General features: G+C 65.8%; 13 protein-coding genes and 1 tRNA gene. 6 read left to right on the top strand and 8 right to left on the bottom strand.

Annotated elements, in window-relative coordinates; translation table 11 throughout:
- The first annotated feature begins 81 nt into the window (after nt 1–81).
- The 3 genes from ACWGI2_RS05185 to ACWGI2_RS05175 all read left to right on the top strand — a co-directional run bounded on the left by ACWGI2_RS05185 (nt 82) and on the right by ACWGI2_RS05175 (nt 2,028).
- A complete protein-coding gene (locus ACWGI2_RS05185) occupies nt 82–705 on the top strand; it encodes a TetR/AcrR family transcriptional regulator (RefSeq protein ID WP_453694014.1) in 624 nt (207 codons plus the stop codon).
- A 62-nt stretch (nt 706–767) separates the two neighbouring features.
- On the top strand, nt 768–1,574 hold the full coding sequence (locus tag ACWGI2_RS05180) for an alpha/beta fold hydrolase (protein WP_453694012.1): 807 nt from the start codon (nt 768–770) through the stop codon (nt 1,572–1,574).
- Nucleotides 1,575–1,749: 175 nt separating this feature from the next.
- Nucleotides 1,750–2,028 (top strand): hypothetical protein, encoded by a 279-nt coding sequence (locus ACWGI2_RS05175; RefSeq protein ID WP_453394657.1) that lies wholly within the window; start codon nt 1,750–1,752, stop codon nt 2,026–2,028.
- A gap of 85 nt (nt 2,029–2,113) precedes the next feature.
- Here ACWGI2_RS05175 and ACWGI2_RS05170 read toward each other — a convergent pair.
- From ACWGI2_RS05170 to ACWGI2_RS05155, 4 genes are all read right to left on the bottom strand, one after another.
- A tRNA-Pro gene (locus ACWGI2_RS05170) sits at nt 2,114–2,247 on the bottom strand.
- 347 nt (nt 2,248–2,594) lie between these two features.
- Nucleotides 2,595–2,852 carry a hypothetical protein gene (locus ACWGI2_RS05165; protein WP_453694010.1) on the bottom strand — a complete coding sequence of 86 codons (258 nt, stop codon included), beginning with the start codon at nt 2,850–2,852 and terminating at the stop codon, nt 2,595–2,597.
- A 159-nt stretch (nt 2,853–3,011) separates the two neighbouring features.
- Nucleotides 3,012–3,224 (bottom strand): DUF6181 family protein, encoded by a 213-nt coding sequence (locus ACWGI2_RS05160; protein WP_453694008.1) that lies wholly within the window; start codon nt 3,222–3,224, stop codon nt 3,012–3,014.
- Nucleotides 3,225–3,264: 40 nt separating this feature from the next.
- Nucleotides 3,265–4,365: a pentapeptide repeat-containing protein gene (locus tag ACWGI2_RS05155; RefSeq protein WP_453694006.1), complete on the bottom strand. Its 1,101-nt coding sequence runs from the start codon at nt 4,363–4,365 to the stop codon at nt 3,265–3,267.
- A 919-nt stretch (nt 4,366–5,284) separates the two neighbouring features.
- On the opposite strand from ACWGI2_RS05155, the gene ACWGI2_RS05150 reads away from it, so the two are divergent.
- The 3 genes from ACWGI2_RS05150 (at nt 5,285) to ACWGI2_RS05140 (ending at nt 7,992) form a co-directional block, all read left to right on the top strand.
- Nucleotides 5,285–5,548: a hypothetical protein gene (locus tag ACWGI2_RS05150; RefSeq protein WP_453694004.1), complete on the top strand. Its 264-nt coding sequence runs from the start codon at nt 5,285–5,287 to the stop codon at nt 5,546–5,548.
- 251 nt (nt 5,549–5,799) lie between these two features.
- Nucleotides 5,800–6,189 (top strand): integrase core domain-containing protein, encoded by a 390-nt coding sequence (locus ACWGI2_RS05145; protein WP_453694002.1) that lies wholly within the window; start codon nt 5,800–5,802, stop codon nt 6,187–6,189.
- Nucleotides 6,190–6,741: 552 nt separating this feature from the next.
- The gene (locus tag ACWGI2_RS05140; protein WP_453694000.1) at nt 6,742–7,992 is read left to right on the top strand and encodes a tyrosine-type recombinase/integrase; all 1,251 of its coding nucleotides are present in this window, start codon (nt 6,742–6,744) and stop codon (nt 7,990–7,992) included.
- Between the two features lie 804 nt (nt 7,993–8,796).
- Here ACWGI2_RS05140 and ACWGI2_RS05135 read toward each other — a convergent pair.
- The 4 genes from ACWGI2_RS05135 to ACWGI2_RS05120 all read right to left on the bottom strand — a co-directional run bounded on the left by ACWGI2_RS05135 (nt 8,797) and on the right by ACWGI2_RS05120 (nt 20,696).
- A complete protein-coding gene (locus tag ACWGI2_RS05135) occupies nt 8,797–9,276 on the bottom strand; it encodes a hypothetical protein (protein ID WP_453693998.1) in 480 nt (159 codons plus the stop codon).
- Entirely contained in the window at nt 9,254–15,763 is a 6,510-nt protein-coding gene (locus tag ACWGI2_RS05130; protein ID WP_453693996.1) for an RHS repeat-associated core domain-containing protein, read from the bottom strand. The genes ACWGI2_RS05135 and ACWGI2_RS05130 overlap by 23 nt, the downstream gene beginning before the upstream one ends.
- 103 nt (nt 15,764–15,866) lie before the next feature.
- A complete protein-coding gene (locus tag ACWGI2_RS05125) occupies nt 15,867–19,622 on the bottom strand; it encodes a LamG-like jellyroll fold domain-containing protein (protein ID WP_453694665.1) in 3,756 nt (1,251 codons plus the stop codon).
- Between the two features lie 627 nt (nt 19,623–20,249).
- On the bottom strand, nt 20,250–20,696 hold the full coding sequence (locus ACWGI2_RS05120) for a transposase (RefSeq protein WP_453693994.1): 447 nt from the start codon (nt 20,694–20,696) through the stop codon (nt 20,250–20,252).
- Nucleotides 20,697–20,724 lie beyond the last annotated feature (28 nt).

Genomic DNA, 20,724 nt, shown 5'->3' with positions numbered 1-20,724 from the left:
AAAACGTACAGCCGGGCTGGCAGTGGCCATGAAGATGCGCGCCGCGCCCCCGAGGAGCTCACCACATACAGGAGGGACGGAATGGACTCGCGCGCAACGACGCCGCCGGTCAGCCGCCGGGAACGCAATAAACAGCGGGTCCGGGAACGCCTCTACTCAGCGGCGGTCGAGCTCTTCGTGGAGAAGGGATATGACCACACCTCCATCGACGAGATCGCGGAGCGGGCCGATGTCGCACGGGGAACCTTCTTCAACTACTTCCAGCGCAAGGAAGACATCATCGGCGCCTGGGGAGAGAGGAGGCGTGCCGCACTCGTGACGGGCCTCGATGCGAACGGCGCGTTCAACCCCGGTTCGGTCGCGCAACTTCAGCAGTGCATGGCGGTCCTCGTCCGGATCAACCAGGAGGAACCTCAACTCACCACCGCCATGCTCATCGCCTGGGTGAAGGCGGGCCGGCCGATCCTCGAGGAACCGTATGTGGCGGAGGTGTTCGCCAGGATCGTCGACAGCGGGGTGCAGCAGGGAGAGCTCAGCCCGGGAATGTCATCGATCAGCGTCGGCAACGTCCTGCGCGACGTCTATCTCGGCGCCCTCTACCGCTGGGCCCACCAACCGACGGACGCGACCGGATCACTGGCCGAAGAGCTGCAGCAGATCCTGCGACTGCTCCTCGAGGGCATGACCGCGCCGGCACGTCGCTAGAAGCTCGACCTGCCCCACGGCCCGCCTCTCCTTACGCTGGACGCAGAGGTGAGGAGGCTGTCATGTCCGCCGTCACCGTGCGTGAGGCAGCGCTGCGCGAGGGTCTCGTCCTCCCGTATGCCGAGGTGGGCGACCCTTCCGGTACGCCGGTCGTCCTGGTCCACGGCTACGTCGACTCCTGGTGGACGTTCGAGCCGCTGTTGCGGCGCTTGCCGTCCTCGCTGCACGCCTACGCACCCACGCAGCGAGGCCACGGAGACGCCGACAAGCCCCCGGACGGCTACCTCCCCGAGGACTTCGCGACCGACCTCGTCGCCTTCATGGACAGGGTGGGGATCGAGCGCGCCGTGCTCGTCGGGGCATCGAGCGGAGGGGTGCAGGCGCGGATCGTCGCGGGCCGCTATCCCGACCGGGTGGCCGGGCTCGTACTCCTGGGCGTCCCGGTCACCCTCGCCGACAAGCCCGCCGCCGCTGAGCTGTGGGAGACCGTGCGGCAGCTGGAGGACCCGGTGGACCGTGGCTTCGTGGAACGGTTCGCGCTGGGCATGACGGCCGAGCCCGTCGCTCGCGGCTTCCTGGAGACGGTCGTCGAGGAGAACCTGAAGGCACCCGCCCGCGTATGGCGGGAGACGCTGCGCGGCCTGCTGGAAACCGATCTGCGGGCCACGCTGTCCGGGATCCTCGTCCCCACCCTGGCCGTCTGGGGCGACCGCGACCCGATTCTGACGCGCGAGGAACAACAGACGATCCTCGACACCGTCATCGGCTCCCGGCTGATCGTCTACGAGGGCGTGGGCCACGTCGCGTACTGGGAAAGGCCGGAACGGTTGGCGAGGGACATCGCCGCCTTCACCAAGGACGCCACCTGATCACCGACCAGGGCCGTCCCCAATCCGAACCCCCGGCCCTACCGCGCCGACCGTACTGCTTGCGGATGCCATCGGTGGACGGGCGTGCTGTCCTGACCATGAGGCAGCGCCCACCCCGCGGCGCCCCTGCCTCACCCCTCACCGAGCCCCACATCACCAAAAAGGAGCAGCCGCCATGGCGATCTTCATGCACGCTTCACTCCCTGGTGTCACCACCGACCAGTACGACACCCTCAACGCCAAGCTCCAGGAAACGCCCGAGATCTTCGACGGCTGCATCGCCCACGTCTGCGTTCCGAGCGGCGACGGCCTGGACATCTACGACGTCTGGGAGTCCGAGCAGCACATGCAGGCGTTCACCCAGAAGATCATGCCCATCGCCGAGTCGGTCGGCTTGTCGGGCCCTGGAGGACAGCCCGAATCGTCCTCAGTGCACAACTACTGGATCCCCTGAGCGGAACCACGCAATCGCTCACGCACCCACCCCCGAAAACGAAGTAGGGGCCACCCGAAGGTGACCCCTACCTGCGACGTTTCCGTCGGGACGACAGGATTTGAACCTGCGACCCCTTGACCCCCAGTCAAGTGCGCGATTCTGGTTCGGAGCTCTGAAGCCCCGTTGGCGCCCGTACGACGCCGTATGTGGAAGTACAGCGCCGCTGCGCCACCTCCGTCCGGCCGATCTCCTGCCCTGCCGAACTCCGCGACAGCCCACACTGCCCCTGTGGGTAGAACGTCCCCCGGGTGGCTGCCCGACCTCGAGGTCAGTTGCAGGGCAGCCCTTAGCTGCGCATGTGACGCTCGTGTTCTGTAGCCGGTTCCAGACCCGCGGCGGCACGGCGTTCGTCGAGACATTCCTGGTCAGCCACCGGTTGCGGAGGCATATCCGAGACGTCTGGCTCGTGGGTGTACTGCGTCCCGTACGGCTGAGGCTCACTTGCCGCGCCCAGAACCCATTCGGTGAGGTAGGCAAGGTGACGTGCAGATGCCTCTCCTGCTACGACCGCGGTCTTCATGGGCTCAAGTGCCCGCCACTGTGGCGCCATCCGCGAGCTGGGTGAGAGGCCATGCTGCCTCGGCGCCTCGCTCACCGACCATCTCGATCCCCGGCCACCCCTGCTCCGCGATGCCCCGCTCCAGCCAGGCCATGTGCTCAGCGCCGACGCGCCACGCCTCGTGCGTCTTCACGGCGCGGTGCGGAACTCGTTCACGGAACGCTGCGTTGGAACCCTCCGACGCGAACTCCTCGATCGCACCCTGATCTGGAGCGAGCAGCACCTACGCCACACACGGAGTCAACACGAGCAGCATCACAACAAACACCGCACACACCCACCACTCCAGGTCGCGTCCAACCCGAACCCCTCGGTCCGGAACAGGCCCTGCGCCACCAACTCGCCGTACTGAAGCGGCAGCTCCGTGCGGACCGGGTGAAGTTCACTTCGGACCTCGAGGGTCGAGGGCGTGGAGGTCATTCTCCACATGGGCCGCGAGGAGTACGCGGATCAGCTCGGACGCGCCGAGTCTGGGTTGAAGGGGTACACCGATCCGGTGGACACCGTCCCGGCACGGGGTGGCTGCACCGCGGCGGCTCGGTGATTTCGTGGCGCTGTGCGATTCTGTCGTCTCTGTCGCCTTGCGGATCTGCATACCCGTGCTGAGGGGACCGTGGCGTGAGGAGCGGTGAAGGTCACATCCATGAGTGGACCTCAGGAGGCAGTTGCAGACCCGCGATCTCAAGCAGGACCTCGAAACCACTCCGTAAGGGCCGCTTGTCCCTTCGCGCAATCTCAACCTCCAAGATGCGAGCGAGAATGCGACGATCCCGACCGATGTCGTGGGGAAGCACGGTCCACGACGTAGGTCGCGCAGCCAGCACCTGGTCAACCTTGAGGCCCTTCGCATAGTACAGATCTGCCAAGTCGAGATCAGCCTCATAGAAATCAGCGCTTTCCACGCGAGCCCCTCGGAACCAGGCACCTGACAGATTCGCCTCCCCGAATCGCGCACCGCGCAGATCCGCCCCATCGAACGTCGCTCGCTCTGCTTTGATGCGTTGGAGACCTGCCATGACAAGACGAGCGTGGTCGAAGTGTGCCCAATGCGCATAACTATCCGACATCCAGGCCTCCGTAAGGTCGGCATGGCGGAAGTCCGCTCGATGCAAATCTGCACCTGTCAAGTCGGAACATTCAAGATCCGAACGATAGAATGCCGCCGCTTCGCAGCGAGCATCTGAGAAGTTCGCGCTGATGAGACGTGCGAACTGGAACTCAGCGTTCGTGAGGTTCGACTGTTTGAGGACTGCCCTACTCAGGTCGGACAGTGAGAGTTTTGCTCCTGGAAGCTCCAACTGGGAAAGATCGACAGATCGGGTCGAGCGGATGTTGATCCGGGTCATGGTGTGCAATGCCGCCTGCACATCGCCAGGCAATCGCTCGTCCGGCTCTGACGCGCACCGGTAATCCGGGAGCGGTGCGCGGAAACGAACGAACTCCGTCAATACTTGCGCAGCCGACTCAGCCTGGTCCGGATCGTCATACAGGATTTGTTCCAGCGCATTTACTGCCCCCACTCGGATGTAGGACTCATCAGCTCCAAGTCGTTCGAGCGCTTTGGTGAACCGGTCGGTGACTTGACCACGTCGAGCCAGCCAATACATCCGCGCTGTGTAAGTGAGCGCCAGCGTGGCCCCGACGGCCGCCGCGACCTGAACCATTGCGAGGCGGAACTGGCCTTCCACCGTAGCTTTCGCCGCCTCGGGCAGATTACTCCAATTTGGACGGCTCATCGGGACGATTGCGTGCACGAACGCCGGGGCCCAGTTCCATTGTGATTGGGCAAAGAGTAGGAGACCCATGAGGACGAGAACACGACGGCGCCGACGAGCAGGTCCTGTGTCGAAGCGCGAGAAGGCGGGACGCCATCGCTCCTTGGCTGCCTTGCGAGATCGGGCGTCGCACCAGTCGCTCGCCTGCCGCCGTTGTTGAGACCACCACCGAGTGAACGCTGACATGCTCAGAGTGCATCAGACCGGCACCTTGGCCGTCGCTCGGGCTGCGAGGTTCAGAGGACTACTTGAGGTTGGGCGTGACCCATAGATGTCCCGACGGCCGTTCGCATGGGTAGGAGCGATGGGCCTGGGAGGCGCTGCTACGTCTCCCTCAGCACTGCACCAGTTGCAGCCCTCGTTGGCTGGATTACAGGACACCACCTGCCGGACAAGCTCTAGTGGCGTAACTAGATCTATTCGCAGATTCCGGCGGCACCTTCCGCTGGCATCCCACAGCCCGTAGCCGAGGGGACGTTCACGTTCGGTCTGCCCCTAACGGTACTGCTGGCGCACACAGGCGCTGAGAAGACTCAGATTGGGCTGCGGCTGGCGACACTACGCGAGCAGCACTAACTACGCGGCCCGTTCGCGCACGGCATCACCAACACGCAGCACTACCAGTGCCATGTCACCGTGTGGGGGCCCGAAACTCGGCTACATCGCTGACTTGGCCTTGCGGTCGAGGTCAGGCGTGGCGAGATCCTGGGGCATGGCTCTGCGACTGCTGTAGCTGACCTTCTTGAAGGTCCTGGGATGGATTGCGCTGCTGGCACGATCGGAGGCTTCCACGAACGCGGAGGTCCTCCTACTGCGGCATCAACTCGCGGTACTCCGCCGTCAGGTCCCCCGGCCCCAGCCCTCGTGGGCGGACCGGGCAGTGATCGCGGCGCCGTCCCGGCTGCCGCCCAAGGCCCTACGAGGGCATCAGTTCGTCACCCCGGGCACGCTGCTGCGCAGGCACGCCGACCTGATCAAGCGCCGCTGGACCTACCAACACCGAGGACCAGGCCGACCGCCGACCCCGCCCACCGTGCGGGAGCTGCTGCCAAGGATGGCCGCGGAGAACCCGCACTGGGGATACCGCAGGATCGCCGGCGAACTGGCCCGCGCCGGTCGTCCAGTTGGCGCCTCGACGGTATAGGCGATCCTGAAAAGAGCCGGGGTCGACCCGGCACCACGACGCTCGGGCCCGACCTGGGCACAGTTCCTGCGCAGCCAGGCCTCCGGGATCCTCGCGGTGGACTTCTACCACGTCGACACCGTGTTGCTACGGCGCCTGTACTGCATGTTGGTCATGGAGATCTCCACCCGCCGAGTACACCTCCTGGGCGTCACCGCCCACCCGACCGGCAGTTGGGCAGTCGGGCAGTCCAGCAGGCGCGCGAGCTTGCCATGGCACTGGACGATCGCATTGACCGAGTGAGGTTTTTGATCCGGGACAGAGACGCGAAGTTCACTGACGCCTTCGACGCTGTCTTCGCATCCGAGACCATCCAGGTACTGCTCACTCCCGTGCGGGCCCCGCGGGCAAACGCATACATCGAACGCTGGATCGGCGGATGCCGCCGAGAACTCCTCGACCGCACACTGATCGTCAACGAACGGCACCTGCGCAACGTACTGGCCACATACAAAACGCACTTCAACACCCACCGCCCACACCGCGCCCTCTGCGGAGCAGCACCACTGCGGCCGCTGCCCAACCCGGTCGACCCGGACGGCAAGATCATCCGTCGAGATCTACTCGGCGGCGTGATCCACGAATACACCCAGGTCGCATAGGGCGCCCCAGTTTCGGGCACCCACAGGCCATTCGGTGACGTCGGAGATGCCGGAATGCGACGGCGGTCCCCCGGCGGCCGGTTCGGCGGGCGGAGCAAGTGCCGGCATCGGCGGCGCGGCGTTCTTGTGCAGCTTGGGATGTGGGCGGGTGATCGCGGTGGCGGTTCGGACGACTTGCTCGAAATCCGCGCCCAACCCCCTACTGCCCGCTTGCCACTAACGTTCGCGATCTGGTGGGAGGAAGTCTGCAGAGGAGGGGCAACGCGCGGAAGAGCGCAATCCAGCCGTAGGCCGAGCCGAGAGAACTGTGCTCCTGGGCCTGCTCCGGCCAAAAACGCGCGAGGTCCGGTGCTGGCGCAACCTTCAGACATGGCAACTCTCGTACCCGATCGACTCACTTGACGGCCGTCGATCAGATCTACTCCGCCCGGACCCGGCCATGCGCTTCCCCCCGCAACTTCGCCCAGGATCGCCAGGCAGCGCCACCGCGTACGCCACGCCGGACACGGCCACTCGGCCGGCATCTACTCATCCGATCCGGCGGTGATTCCGATGCGCTCCTCGTCCCTTACTTCCTTCTCCGCGTCACCGCGTGGCCGGGTCTACCGGCGCTGCGGCTTCCGTGACACAAACGGACGCCAACTCGGCCAGCGCTGCCCGGCTATGGTCCGCGACCCGCAGCACGGCACCTGGACCTTCGCCGTCGACGCCCACACCGGCGACGGCCGACGCCGCACCGTGCGCCGCGGCGGCTTTCCCACCCAGGCCGAGGCCGCCCTGGCCCTGCGCCGCTGGTGCGAGGCCGACACGGCGGGCGGCTGCGCCGACCCGAACCAAACCCTCGCCGACCACCTCACCACCTGGCTGCCCGCCAAGGCCCGCCACCTCAAGCCCACCACCCTGGCCCGCTACCGCGACCACGTCCTCAAAGACCTCATCCCCGCCCTCGGCCACCTACGCCTGGACCAGCTCACCCGCCACCACATCCGGACATACGCGCACCAGCAACTCGCCGCCGGACGCGGCCGTGTTGCCGTCTACCGCATCCTCGCCACACTCTCCAGCGCCCTGGGCGACGCCGTCCGCGACCACCGCCTCACCCACAATCCCGCCCAGCCCGCACTCCTGCCCAGGCCGGTCACCGCCGAGCGGCCGATCTGGAGCACCCACCAGGCCGCGCTCTTCCTGCGCCACTGCCGGCGTATCGACCCGCTCCTGCACGACCTGTGCACCCTCATGATCGCCACCGGCCTCCGCCGCGGCGAAGCCCTCGCACTGCACTGGGAGGACATCGATCTCCGCGGCCACCGGCTGTTCGTCCGCCACACCCTCGCCGCGATCGACAACAACCAACTCCAGCTCACCGGACCGAAGACCCCGGCCAGCAAGGACTGGGTCCCACTCTCACCACACGCCCTGAACACCCTGCGCCGCCGCGCCGCCCCCTCCGCCCGCACCGGCCTCGTCTTCCACCGGCCCGACGGCGGCCCGCTGCACCCCCAGCGCATCCTGGACCACTTCCACCGCCGCAGCCTCGAAGCCGGAGTCCCCCGCATCCACCTGCACGACCTGCGCCACCTGACCGCCACCCTCATGCTCACCTCGGGCGTGCCCCTCACCATCACGTCCAAGACACTGCGCCACTCCACCCTCTCGACCACCGCGAACGTCTACGGCCACCTCACCCCGGCCGCAGCCCGCCATGCCACCGGTGACGCGGAAAAGGCCCTGCGCCCCCGCCACCGACCGCTTCCCCGCCGGATTCACATCCGGACGCGGTCACGCCGCGACCACCATCGCTGACCGCACCCGGCCACTACACCGGCGGTGCGACCACACTGCGACCATCACCCCCCATGCACCACGAAGGCCGCTCCCTCCCTACGGAGAGAACGGCCTTTGAACTGCGGAAACATCCGACATCACTGTCGGGACGACAGGATTTGAACCTGCGACCCCTTGACCCCCAGCGGCGCCGCTAGCCCCTACCGACAGCGATCCCCCGCTGCTGTACTTGGCGTCAGCTCAGAGACCTCATGGACTAAAGTGAGCGCCTTGGCGACATTCTCGACGGCCACACGCTTGCGGCTGCAACCCTGCGCGTGGAGGTGGCAGACTCGTGGTCTGCGCTGGTGAACGGGTTGCGGTAGTGGTTTGGCACAACCCTTGCTGTTGGCGTGCGCCGTCGTCGAAAGGTGGAAGCCTCACCTCATGCAGATGACAGAGACCTTCACCGCGACGTTGCCGCAGTCGCGCCCGTGGTCCGAAGCGGGGCTCACGAAGGCGCCGCATCACTTGACCGCGCACACGAGTCGAGGCTTCCGCAGGCGTTCTGGACGGTGGAGCTGACGCCCGCCGGGGCAGAGCTCACCGCTCAGGATCGCATCCTGCAAAACCCCGGCGCCACACTCGACCGCCCGCACAGCAGCGAAGCGACGTGAATTTCGCACAGTCCCTGGCCGACGGACACCCTACGCGCAGCCCAGTGGGCCGGGTCGCAGCCTCGACAAGAGAGCTGCCCCCTCCCCCGCGGCCCTCCGATCCCTCTCGAGCAGCCAGTAACTCCCTCCCTCTACAGGGCGGGAGTTCCAGCGCGTCCGTTCAACGTCACGTGGCCTTGCGACCCGATGCTTTATGGAAGCTTCGCTGCTTGTCGAGCATATCCGGATCACGGAGATGCAGGGTCAACTCGCCCGCATTCACTGACGCGTAGAAACCACTCTCACTCACCCCTTTGTTTCCACACGTTCCTGCCGGGAACTCGAGGCCGATCCAGACGTTCTCAACCATGTCTGGGATGCGCGCCCTGACTTCCCACTTACCTTCCATGTCCACCGGCTTCGCTCCACTGGTGAATACATCCTCACAGGGAGTGGCGTGAAGTCTGATACTGCCGCCTCCGGAAAACTCAGCCTCCCGTGAGCCAGCACCTTCCCATGCACCGATGATCTGCTTCCGGTTCAGCTCTTCAGGTCGACCTGAATCATCCCCTTTACCGGCACCAGAGCATCCCAACTGGATTCCCAGCGCGGGCACTAGCAGCAGAAGACACAGGCGGCTTCTTCTAGTCGACAACGATTCGCTCATTCCATGAGACTTCCAGACCCATGGGCCGTTGCCCCTCGGGGAACAGCTTCCGGGCCGCGTTGAAGGTGACCTTCAAAGGGGTAGAGGATCTACCGGTCTTGTAGCCTTCCCCGGTCGGGCTTCGCATACCAGACTCGCGGTCCATCGTATCCTTCACCGTGAAGGTGACGTCCCTGCCGCCCCCACTTCTCGCCCTGCCGGCGGTGGCAGTCAGCTGGTAGGAGCCGAGCACTGCACTGGAGCGGTTGAACGTCCGCCCCTTGTCTTCCTCATCCGAGAAGCGCCCCGCCGTGACGATTCCAAACGCATCCTCCATAATCTGGACCAGTTTCTCGATTTGCCCCAGATCCGACATCCTCCGGTCGTACGCCTTCGACTGCCCCGCCTTCATTCCCTTCAGATCCCTCTTGAGCCTCTTCCGCACCTGGTCGAGCCACCGCTGCTCCTGGACTTCCTGAGTGAAGGCGTCACCCGGGCCGAACTTCCATGCGGTCGGCGAAAGCCCCATCAGCCACGCCTGCAGGATGACGTACGAGTCGACCCTGTTCACGTCCACGGTCACACCTTGCCGCCAGCCCACCTTGTTCACCTGGCAAGCAGCGCTGCAGATGCTCCCACCGCCTCCGGAACGCGCCGTTCCACCACCACCGTAGGACCCCCCGCCACCTCCGGCACCACCACCTCGGCTGCCACCGCCGCGGCCATAACCAGGGCCCATGCTTCCGGGATTTGGATTCCCCTTATGGAACTCTCCGTCCCTGTCCACCCGGCCGGAGTTGGCTTTGCAGTGATCGTCGCCGCAGAAGTCCAGCCCTGTCGGGTCACTGAACGTCACCGGACTGTTGCCCGAGTATCCATAACCGTTCAGCGACTGATGCTTCTCGGGCACCATAAGAGGGTCGACACTGATGAATTGCCCGATAAGGGGGTCATACTCCCGCGCCCCGACGTGCGTCAGACCACTTACAGCGTCAACAGACTTGCCGAGGAATTCCTTGTCGTCCGGCCAGGTGGACACCTTCTCCCCGCGTGACGCTCCGAAGGGCGAGGTGTAGCGCTTCGTTACCGCGTATGTGGTCGCATCAAGCGCCACACTCGACGTGCCGTGGTGATCCGCGGCCATGAAGTTGAGGTTAGTTCCCGATACACCGCCCGTTGCCGTGCGCACCGCGATCATCTGGCCGTTCGCTGCGTAATAACGGGTGCCGGAGAGCGTCTTCTTCGTGCCCTTCGTTGTCACGCGAACTTCTGTTGCCCCGAGGTACAGGACAGTGTCTCCCTCTCCTACGGAGCGTCGGATGAGAAGTTCACCATCAGCGTCGTACAGGTACCCGGTCTCCGATGAGGCTTCGACGGTCTTGGCCAGTCTGCCCTCCGTATTCCACGTCAGGGTCTGGCGGGCCTTCGGCCCGGGCCGCTGCGTCGTGTTGCCGGTCTTGTCATAGGCGTACGTAGCCGCGCGCGAGCCCGTTGTCCCGCTGAGCGGATGAGGCTGTCCCTCTGGCGTGCCGTATTCGTATGTCGTGGTCTCGGCGTCACCCGATGTCATGTGCTGGGTTTCCGACTTGCGCTGGCCTGCTTTGTTGTACGTATACGACGTCCAGTAGGGGGCCGCTCCGTCGATGGTGGACTTTGTGCGCTTCGCGGTGGCACAGTCCGCCGTCTTCGGGGTCCAGGCTTCTGTCAGACGGCTGTAGCCGTCGTACTCGAAGCACTGGTGGTCGGCTTCCTTCGTGCCGCCTTGCGTCGTGCTGTCGAGGACAGACATGACATTGCCAGCATCGTCCTGCGTGTACTTCAGTTCCTGCGGCATGTAGCCGTGGACGTCGTCGGTGACGTAGGAGCGGGTCAAACGGCGGGTACCCGGCTCGTAGTCGTAGTTGAGGTAGGCCTTCTTGGCTGAAGTGGCGCTGCTCATGCCCAGGGTGTGCTGGCGCAGGTCACCTTGGGGAGAGAACACCGCACTCTGGAGGTAGCCGCTGGTTCCCACCGATTTAAGCTGCTGGCCGGTGGCGTTGTAGGTGTAGCCGATCGTCTCGGCTGCGAGCCCTGCCACCGCGGGCTGGGAAGCCTGGCTGATAGTTCCGTCCAGGCGGTAGCCGGTGGTGAACGAGAACGTCTTCGGCACGCCGGCCTGCACAAGCGGGTCATCGTCTGGCAGCGTGAGCTGACTGCCCATGACCTGGTAGAGACTGTCGTATTGGGTGACCTTCTGGGTATAGGCCTTACCGGTTGCGCCGCCGTCATAGCGGACGGCCGTGTCCTGTTGACCCTTGGCGAGGGAATCGAAGGTCCAGGCTGCGAGCTTGTTGGCGGTGGTCGTGTCGGTCTGCCACAGGCCGGTTTTGCGGTTCAGGTCGTCGTATGCGGTGAGGAGTTTGCGGTTCTCCTCGTCGGTCGCGGTGATCGGCCGGTCCAGCATGTCGTAGGTGGTGCTGGTCGTGCCCTTGTCCGGATCGCTGGTGGCGACTTGGCGACCGAAGAGGTCGTAGCTGTAGGACCACTTCGCGTCGTCAGGTCCCGTAATGGTCTCCTGCTGACCGGCAGGGGTGTAGGTGTAGTCAGTGGTGGTGAAATCGGCGCCGGTCGGCTGCGAGCTGCCGTACTCGCGGCGCTGTGTCACTTGGCCAAGGGCATTAGTGACTTCTGCGGTGGCTTGGCCGCCGGTGGGGGCGCTGGTGGCAACCGTGTCTCCGGTGTAGGTGGCGTTGGTGGCCCAGCGGGAGACGCCATAGTTCTTCGTAACGGTCTTGGTGGCGCGGCCTGCGCCATCGTAGGTGGTGTCCGTCTGGATGGGGGCCTGGCTGCCCTCGGTCTGCACATCTTCGGCAGACGGTGGCGAGGTGTTGTCCCAGATGTCGCCCTGGGCGCTGACCGCCAGGCCGCGGTCGTCGTAGAGGGTCAGCGAGACGAGCCGACCACCGACTGGGGTGGGGGTCTGGGTCTGGCGGGCGCGCAGGAGGGAGTCATAGAACTCGTAGGCGGTGTTGTAGCCAGAGCCGTCGCCCTTGAGCGTGCCGGTGGACACCCAGGACAGGTCTTTGCTGGTCACCTTGTACTCGTAGACGTAGTTGGGTGTCTTTGCCAGGGCCCTGAGGCGGTTGGGCAGCCAGACTTTGGTGACGCGGCCCACACTGTCGTACTCGGTTTCGGTGACCTTGTCGTTGGGGTCAGTGACCTTTACCGGCGCCCCCGTGGCGAAGTCGACCGCAGTGGTTGTTTTGTGTTGCTTCGCGTTGGTTGCGCTGCTAGAGGTCAGTGGGCCCGCGGCGCTCGGCGTGTAGGTGATGGTCGAGGTCGTCAGGTCGTTGGTGTCCTTGACCACCAGGGGGCGGCCCAGGCTGTCGTAGCCCGTCGTGGCCGTCTTCTGCCAGGTGGGCGTGTTGTCGCTGGTGTAGGACTTGGCACGGCCGGTCCAGGTACCTTCGCCCCTGGCGGGCTTTTGGGAGGCCGACCAGCCGGTCGCCGCCGCGTCGTCATACACCGTCGCCGTGTCGGACACCACGTCGCCGGGCTTGTCCGAGTCGGTCGGCAGATCCAGGTTCGCTTCCGTGGTCGTGCAGGGCTTGGCGACGGTGCGGGTGCGTGAGACGAGGGAGTTGATGCCGGCGGCGTCGTTGCGGGCGTACCAAGTCCGGGTGCAGCTCTCATCGCCGGGGTGGGCGTCGTCGCCACCGTCCTCGACGGCTTCGGCCATGCCGTAGTCATCGTAGGTGGTCTTGGTGGTGCGAATGCTGTCCCGTGGCGTCGCGGTCGTGGTGATGTTGGTACGGGCGCGGCTGGCGCCCGTCCGGACGTAGTAGGCCTCGGTATCGGCGTACGACTTGTGTTGGGTTGCCGTCTTCTTCGACCAAGGGTCGTTGACGGTGCCAGAGACTTCGGCGTCGCCGTTGTAGGTGACGCTTTCGCGGGTGAAGCCGGCGTATTGGTTGGAGTCGGTGATTTCGGCGGCCTTGATGCCGCTCACCTTTGCGGTCTTGCGCTTGTCCGGGTCGGGTGTTTTGCCGTCAGATCCTGCTACGCGGTCGCCGTTCATGCCGCGGAGGTAGACGCTGACCTCTTTGAGCTGGTTGCTGTCCTTGTCGCCGGTGAGGTGGGTGACCTTCCCGTAGCCGCGCCAGATGGACCAGGTGCGTTCCTTAGCAGGGGTCATGGGGTCGTCGTTATAGTGCCAGGCGCCGCCTCCGGAGTACTGGTAGGTGTGCTGGACGGCGTCCGAGCCGCCGTGCGGGTCAGTGGTGGAGACTGCGGTGACCGGGTACTTCTGGAACCAGTCCAGGATTGGGGTCTTCTCGCCGTTGGGCGACCAGTACACCGGGTAGCAGCGACGGGTGTTCTCATCCGGCTTGGGCATGGTCTGCCCGGCCACGCAGTCCGCCTCCATGTAAGAGACGATCGTCTGCGCGCCGGCCTCGGAGGTGACGGTGCGCAGGCGGGGCTTGTCCAGGGAGAGGATGTCGTCGGAGGCACCGTCGACCCGGTTGGGCAGGAAAACGTGGGTGAATTTCACCGGGTCCAGGGCGAGATCAGTGCCGCGCTTGCCGGTGTGCTTGATCTCGTCCAGCCACAGGGACTGGTCGCTGGTGTCCCCGGTGTCTCCCGGATCCAGGTAGAGCTGTTTGAGTTCCCACATGTCCGCTGCGGCATACCCAGGGGTTCCGGCAGCCGCGTCCCACGCGTAGGTGGTAATGGTGGTCATGCGCTTGCGCGTGAAGAACGCCGGGCCGGTGTTGCCGGTGCACTTGTCGCCGTCCTTGCAGACGGTGTCGTAGGGCACGTCGGGCCAGTTGTCGCGCTTGTCCTCGGTCAGTGCGTCGCAGCCGGTGCCAGTGGCCAGGCAGCGCTCGGCATAGGTGAAGGTGACCTTGTTGGAGGCGGCCGGGGTGGCAGAGAAGAGGGAGGCAGCGCGCTGGCCGTAGCGGATTTCCTTGAGGTAGCCGCCGCGGGTGTAGTCGGTGCCGGTGGTGTCGTCGCCGAGCTTGTCGTAGTTGTTGTGCTCGGCCGTGTACCAGTACGTCATGGCGTTAGCGTGGGTGTCCTCGACCAGGTCGAGGTTCCACCGCCAGGCCTGCTTCTTGTCGCGTCCTGAGAAGGAGGTGCCGTCCGTATAGCCGGGCTCGCCCTCGTCGTCGCCGAAGACCGGCACCGTCCACACCGACTGGGTGCGATCGTCGGCGCCGGCGCCCTTCAGCTTGTTCAGGCCGAAGGTGTAGGTGGTGCCGTCGCCGGTGGTGACCGTCCAGTACTCGCCGTTGTCGTCGCCGTTGTCGGCACCGGTGGTTTTGGTCACGGTGGAGGCGTCGTCATTCTTCAGACGCCACTTGCCGCTGGTGTCATCCTTGACGAGCTCGGTTGCCTTGCCGTTCAGGACCAGGGAGGCGTTGTCGTACTTCCAGCACAGGTCGTACTTCTTGTCCTGGCCGTCGTCGTCGCACGAGCCGTACTTGCGCTCGATGTAGGAGGAGGTGAGGTCGAAGCCCTCACCGATCGCAGTGCCTTGGTTGTTGGTGGAGGCGGTGCGCCCGTCCACGCTGCCGGAGTCGTAGGAGATCGACATGCCCGGCGTCGGACCGGCCGCAGCGGGCGGTGTGCGCAGCGGATAGGACCAGGTGAAGGATCCCGAGGATCCGCCCGCCTCCCACGTGGAGGATGCCGCCAGCGGGGTGGCCTTATAGTCGCCGGAGCCTGACTTGGTGCCCGCCGCCAGGGCCAGCACCATCGTCCGGTCCTCGATGGCCGCCCCCCTCTTGGCTGCCGCGGGGAAGGCGAGCGGGGCGGTGACCTGGTGGTTCTTCCGGTCGTTGGTGGAGTTGAGCGGTGTGCGGGTGCGGCAGTGGGCCTTGGCCGGGGCGCTGAGCGCGCAGTCGGGCAGCTTCAACACCTGCAGGCGGCCGGCCCAGTCACCGCCGTAGGCGGAGGCGAATGCCGCATACTTCAGGCCCAGTTGAGCCTGACCGCCATCCTCCGGCGCGGTGACGCTCAGCACGACGCCCTTGACGCCAAGCTTCCTGGTCTTCTTCTGGTTGAGGACCTGAACTGTGAGTTCCTCGGCGGCCGGCGTCTGCTGCTTGCCCTTCTTCTGCTTCGAAGCCGCAAGAGTGAGGGGCAGGCTGCCCGGATTCGCCTTCCCCTTGCCCTTGCCTGACGGGGGCAGGACCAGCGTCGTCTGCCCGCCCTTGGGCCAGGCGACAGTGCGCTGCTGGGCAGTGCGGGAGCGCCGGGCCGCGGTCTTGTCGGCCGCGGCGGACTTGGCCACCACCGCCGCGTTCTTCGTGTTCGTCTTGGCGGTGAACGGCGTCACCTTCGATGCGCGCGGCGCCCCCAGTTTCGGCCTGCCCAGCGGGTCCGTGTCAGCCGCGAGCGCCACCGGGCTCAACAGTCCCGGCAGCAAGGCGAAACCGGTCACCGCCGCGATCCGCCGCGCGCGTCTCGGCGAGGGTCTCTTGGTGCCGCCCCTCCAGGGCAGGCCGAAGGCAGACAGGTTCATCACGCATCTCCTCGCGTGCGGCCACCCGATTGCAAGTGGCCGCACGCCGTCGAAAGTCAGCAAGAAAGGAGCAGGAAGAGCAGAAGGGCGTTCGGCGGTGCCACTAGGTCGAGGGCTGGGCGATCTGGCTGCTCACCTGATCGAGCCCCATCGCCCCGGTCCACACGCGCAGCTTCGCCAGGTCACCCGGCAGGTAGTGCCCGGTCGTGCCCTTGGCCGACCCACGCCCCACCGAGAGGGCGCCACTGCCCTGTTGCACTGTGCCCAAGCCGGGGTCCTCTTCGCCCTGCTGGATGAAGGGGCCGACGTACAGCTGGGCGATGCCGGACTTCTGCTCGCCCTGGTCATCGGTGAATTCCAGGCCGGCGTCGAAGACGCCGGTCACATCCACCCAGGTGTCCCACTCCTTCTCACCGACCGGCTCCTGGGCCGGTGCGAGCGCGGTGTCGACGATCTTGCCGCTGGCGTCCACGGCGCTGCGGCCGAACCTCCACTGGTAGACGTCGTCGGATACCTTCTCCACCCACAGGCCCCAGGACGACTCCTTGCCGACCGGGGTGGCCTGCGCTGCGACCAGCCCGCGGTAGCCGACCGGTTTACCCGCCAGAAGCGCCCTGCTCAGCCGTACCCGCGCCGACACGGTGAACGATCCACTCTCATCGACCACCGGGCCTGAGCCCGACGCGTATCCGGAGGTGCCGTTGAGTACCAGCGCGGTGGCGTCCTCGCCCGTCAGCCCTGCTCCCGATCCCGACAGCGCCAGCCCGCCGCGGCGGTAGGGGAAAGAACTGCTGTTCGGATCGTCAGGGTCTTCCGGGCTTTCGGTGACCTGGCTGCCGGAGGAGATAGTGGCGTCCCAGTGGGCGACCAGTTCATTGGCTGCCGAACCGGTTGAGTCCTCCAGCCGGTTCTCCACTCGGATCTGCTCGGGTTCGAGAGCCTGCTGCCAGGTTGCGATCTCGTCGATGCGTCCGTGGAAGTACTCGCCATAGTTCCCGCCGACCTTGGAGCGTCCCATCATCAGATTCCGGTCGGCGGTCCAGGGTGTGTAGGTGGCCGCGGCATCGGCCAATACCACCGGCGGGCCCTGGGGCTGTCCGTTGACAAAGAGCTGGATGGTGTCGTTGCTGTTGTCCCCGTCGTCGTAGGTGTTGAAGACCCCGGCCAAGTGCGTCCACACCTTCAGCGGCGGGCTGGCCGCATTGCCCAGGGCACGGATGTAGACCGGGCCGTCCTTGTCCTGGTCGGTGCGGTTGAAGACCCACTTCTTGTGCGTGGCCGAGTAGTAGAGCGTGAAGGCCGACCCGTGCTCCCCCGGCGCGGAGAGCACGGTGCGGTTGGCCGAGGCGTCGGTGAGGTAGGCCCAGGCGGACACGGTGAAGGAGTCCTGGGAGTTGACCGGCACCCCGTCGGTGGAGGCGTATCCGACCTGCTGGGCCGGGTCGCTGAGGTTGTCGTTGAGGCGCAGCGAGTAGTCCGACGCGCCGCGCCTGCCCATGGTCGACCAGCCGGTTCCCGCCTCATCGCGCAGTACGGCATCGTGGCGGGTGCCCGTCTCACCGGTGTCCTTGGCCGTCATGAGTGCGGACCCCGGGGGTCCGTCGTTGAAGCGCCAGCGACCGGTGGGGCCCTGGGCGAGACCGGTCTTGAAGACGAACTCGGCCGGTGGCCCCCACCGCTTGCGCCCGTCCTTGTCGAGCTTGAGGTCGCTGGCCTCGACGGCGAGGGTCTGGGTGCCCGGCAGGCCCGGCTTGACGTTCTCGACCTTCACCGGCGCATTGGTCGTCTGCGCGTTCACCGTCTTCGTGGCCTCCGCATCCGAGGTCAGCAGCCGCCACCGGTAGGCCTTCACATCCTTGTCTGCCGTATTGGGCTTGAAGGTGAAACTGCCCGGTTCGCCCGGCCCGCCGTGAGCATCGCAGGCATTGGTGGTGCATTCGGTGTAGGGGGCGCCGGGCACGATGGTCGGCTCTTTGGGCGCGGTGGAGTCGATGCGCAGGTAACACCAGCCCGAGTACGGCGAGAAGAGGTCGTCGGACCGGCCGTTGTAGTTCCAGTGCGACTGCGTGCGGGCCCGGAACCGGTACAGGCCACCATCCGCGCGGTTACCCGTCTTGGTCTTCTCCAGGGTGCCATCCGGGTGCCATCCTGAATCCGGTTCGTAATCGGTCCAGACCTGCGACCAGTTGCCGGAGCTCGTGTCTGTGCTGGAGCGCTGCATCACGAACTCGGCCTGCAGGTAGCCCTCTTCTTCGCCCTCATGCTGCTCGACCTTCGTCTGTACCCGGGCCTGCACCATCGGGGTCGCCGTCGTCACCGTCAGCGGTGCCGACGCAGCTCGGCAATATGCCTTGGTACCCGTGCCGGGGATAGCCCCGACCGAGGTCGGCACGCCGGGCTTGTGCACATACCAGACCTTGAGCTCGGCGTTGGAGTCAAAGCGCTTCCATGCCCGGGGCTCGCCCTCGTCCTTGGCGCGCAGCATCAGCGTCAGCCGGGAGATCTTTCCGTCCGCCAAGGAACGCACGGTGGAGGTGAGGTTCTCGTCGTTCTCGTCGGGGTTGTCGTTGAACTCCACCCAGGCGTTGGGCTGGTCGGGGCTGCACAGGTCACCGCGGCCGGCCGAGACGTAGCGGTCGCCCATCTGGTCCAGCTGCTTGGGGCCCGGCCAGCGGGTGCCCTCGGAGATGTTGTCGGTGCGCTCCAGGTCCACCCAGTACGGGTTGCAGGTGAACGACCAGGTCTCATAGGCGCGGAAGGTGGCGTCCAGTACGTGCTTGCCGGCCAGCTTGGAGGCGCCGAACTCGAAATACATGCGGTCGGTGTAGCTGCCGTTGGCCGAGCAGTAATACCCCTCGGCGATGCCGCAGCGGCCCACGCCCTTGGGCTCGTTGAACTTCCAGAACTTGTCGCCGTCCGAGGAGAGTTTGGTCCACTCCGACTTGCCCAAGCCGACGGCTGGGTCGATGAACACCGGGTAGACGGTGTCCTTGCCGCGCAGCAGGTCCAGATCCGGAGAGACCGACACAGCTCCGTTGCCGACCGTCACCGGAAGCTCGGCGCTAGCATCTCCCTCACCGGGCTGGGTTGGATGCTCTTCCGCGTCCTGTTCTGCCTGCTGTGCCGTGGAGGCCTTGGCCGACCGGGACTTCGCCTCCAACTGCGGCTGTTCGGCGGCATCGCCAGCGGAGTCCCACATCTGACCGGCAGGTCCTCGAAAGACGGCATTGCCGTCGGCGTCCAGCGCGCGCAGGCCGCCGCCCTCCCCCGGCACCAGGCTCAACCCGTCGCCGGTGGCGGTGAGTCTGACCTTCTCGAGTTCGGGGCTGGCCGCTGCTTCGGCGCTCTTGACGGCCAGCACCTCTCGGTAGCCCTCGGCGGTCGCCGTCAGCTGCAGATCCACGCCCTTGATCGGCACATCCGCATACGTCGCGGTCGCCCCCTCCACGGTCGGCGCCGGCAGAGAGGTCGGCCAGCCCAGCTTCAGGCCCTGCTCCTCATGCCCCAGACGCAGCATGCCGGAACCACTGCCACCCCCGGAGAACGACAGATCCACCACAGCCGACTTCGGGCCGATTGTTCCGTCCGGCCGCTTTTCCAGGGTGAGGTCGATGCCGCGCCAAGTACCGTCCGTGGCCTTGGCGCGCTGCGGTTCGGTGGCCTGGGTGATGACGAACGTCCCGTCCGGGTTGGCCATCGTCGTCGTGTACTCGGTGCGCTCCGAGGTCACCTCGACCGGCTCCCCGGAGGCCACCGCCCGCTCAGAGGCGGTCTGTTCACTGACCCCCGATGCCGGAGCCTCGAGAGGAGTCTGGTCGGCGGCCGCATGTACCACGGACGGTAGAAGCGACAGCAGCATCGCCGCTGCCGCCGCCCCGCCAGTCACACGACGTGACACTGATCTTCGGTCACCGGCATAGCGGTGCCCCCACCCAAACCCCACAGTCCCCACCCCAGAGTCACAAGTTCTTCACAGACTGAGTGAGTTAACGCCCCACCAGCCCCCCACGTCAATGCAAACCAAAGACCAACATCTGGTTTTCACGTCGCTCTGATCAGGCGAAATGGCAAGGGATGACCGACCTGCCCCCGCCCGGGCGACCACAATGCATGACTACCCAAAGTAGCCGCATGGGCACGACCCCTATCGTGAACACGCCAACCCCCGACTGCCAGTCGAGTCACCCAGCGCACGCGGCCGCCAGTGACGTGCTCACGCGCTTCATGCTGGCAGTCCGAGCCTGAAGCGACTCACGGGAGCAACAACACGGCAAATAGCTCTATCGGCCAGAACCAGCCATGGACTGGCAGCTCACTATCCGTCCGGTAACGCAACGTGCCCTTACCGGCACCTCAGAACGTCACCTCAGCCGCCTGCCCCAGCCTCCACGCATCAGCCGCAATATTCGGAAACTAATACATCAAGTTCCGCTTCCCGGGCCCGGTAGCTCCGCGGATCCCGGCCAGCCTCCTACTGAGGTTTTCATTATTTCTGTGGTGTTTCGGGATGAATTATCAGTCCAGCGTGGGTGAGGAAGGACCACGGGAGTTGTTCGTTGGAGCAGATCCGGTGGATGCCGCGTTCGGCTGCGTCGGCGACATCGGCGAGGTGATCACCGGCGAGGTTGGCCAGCTCACGGGCCTTGATGGCCGACCACAGCAGTTCCACCGGGTTGAGTTCGGGGGCGTAGGCCGACAGCCGCTCCAGCGTCAGCCAGTCCTGCTCGGCCACCCACGCCCACATGCCCCGGCTCCAGTGGGCCGACAGTCCGTCCCAGACCAATACCACCGGCTCGCCGGCGTAGAAGGTCTTGATGTGCTTTAGCACCTCGATCAGGGACGTGGTGTCATAGCTGCCCGGCTTGAGGTGGAAGCACAGCCGCGGGCCCCCGTTCGCGGTCAGCGGCGTGGTAGCCCAGCGCGCGGCGGCCATCCCGGCTCGCTTCCAGTTCAGCCGGTGC

The sequence above is a fragment of the Streptomyces sp. NPDC054866 genome (assembly GCF_053610745.1).
Note: the sequence above shows the minus strand (reverse complement) of the source record. Positions and strands in the feature narration are given on the sequence as shown.

Bases quoted from the DNA above. Each gene is read 5' to 3' on its own strand.
- ACWGI2_RS05180 (WP_453694012.1), top strand. From the start codon at position 768: ATGTCCGCCGTCACCGTGCGTGAGGCAGCGCTGCGCGAGGGTCTCGTC.
- ACWGI2_RS05185 (WP_453694014.1), top strand. From the start codon at position 82: ATGGACTCGCGCGCAACGACGCCGCCGGTCAGCCGCCGGGAACGCAAT.
- ACWGI2_RS05160 (WP_453694008.1), bottom strand. From the start codon at position 3,224: ATGCAGATCCGCAAGGCGACAGAGACGACAGAATCGCACAGCGCCACG.
- ACWGI2_RS05120 (WP_453693994.1), bottom strand. From the start codon at position 20,696: ATGGCCGCCGCGCGCTGGGCTACCACGCCGCTGACCGCGAACGGGGGC.
- ACWGI2_RS05145 (WP_453694002.1), top strand. From the start codon at position 5,800: ATGGCACTGGACGATCGCATTGACCGAGTGAGGTTTTTGATCCGGGAC.
- ACWGI2_RS05130 (WP_453693996.1), bottom strand. From the start codon at position 15,763: ATGAACCTGTCTGCCTTCGGCCTGCCCTGGAGGGGCGGCACCAAGAGA.
- ACWGI2_RS05175 (WP_453394657.1), top strand. From the start codon at position 1,750: ATGGCGATCTTCATGCACGCTTCACTCCCTGGTGTCACCACCGACCAG.
- ACWGI2_RS05125 (WP_453694665.1), bottom strand. From the start codon at position 19,622: ATGCTGCTGTCGCTTCTACCGTCCGTGGTACATGCGGCCGCCGACCAG.
- ACWGI2_RS05135 (WP_453693998.1), bottom strand. From the start codon at position 9,276: ATGAGCGAATCGTTGTCGACTAGAAGAAGCCGCCTGTGTCTTCTGCTG.
- ACWGI2_RS05140 (WP_453694000.1), top strand. From the start codon at position 6,742: ATGCGCTCCTCGTCCCTTACTTCCTTCTCCGCGTCACCGCGTGGCCGG.
- ACWGI2_RS05155 (WP_453694006.1), bottom strand. From the start codon at position 4,365: ATGAGCCGTCCAAATTGGAGTAATCTGCCCGAGGCGGCGAAAGCTACG.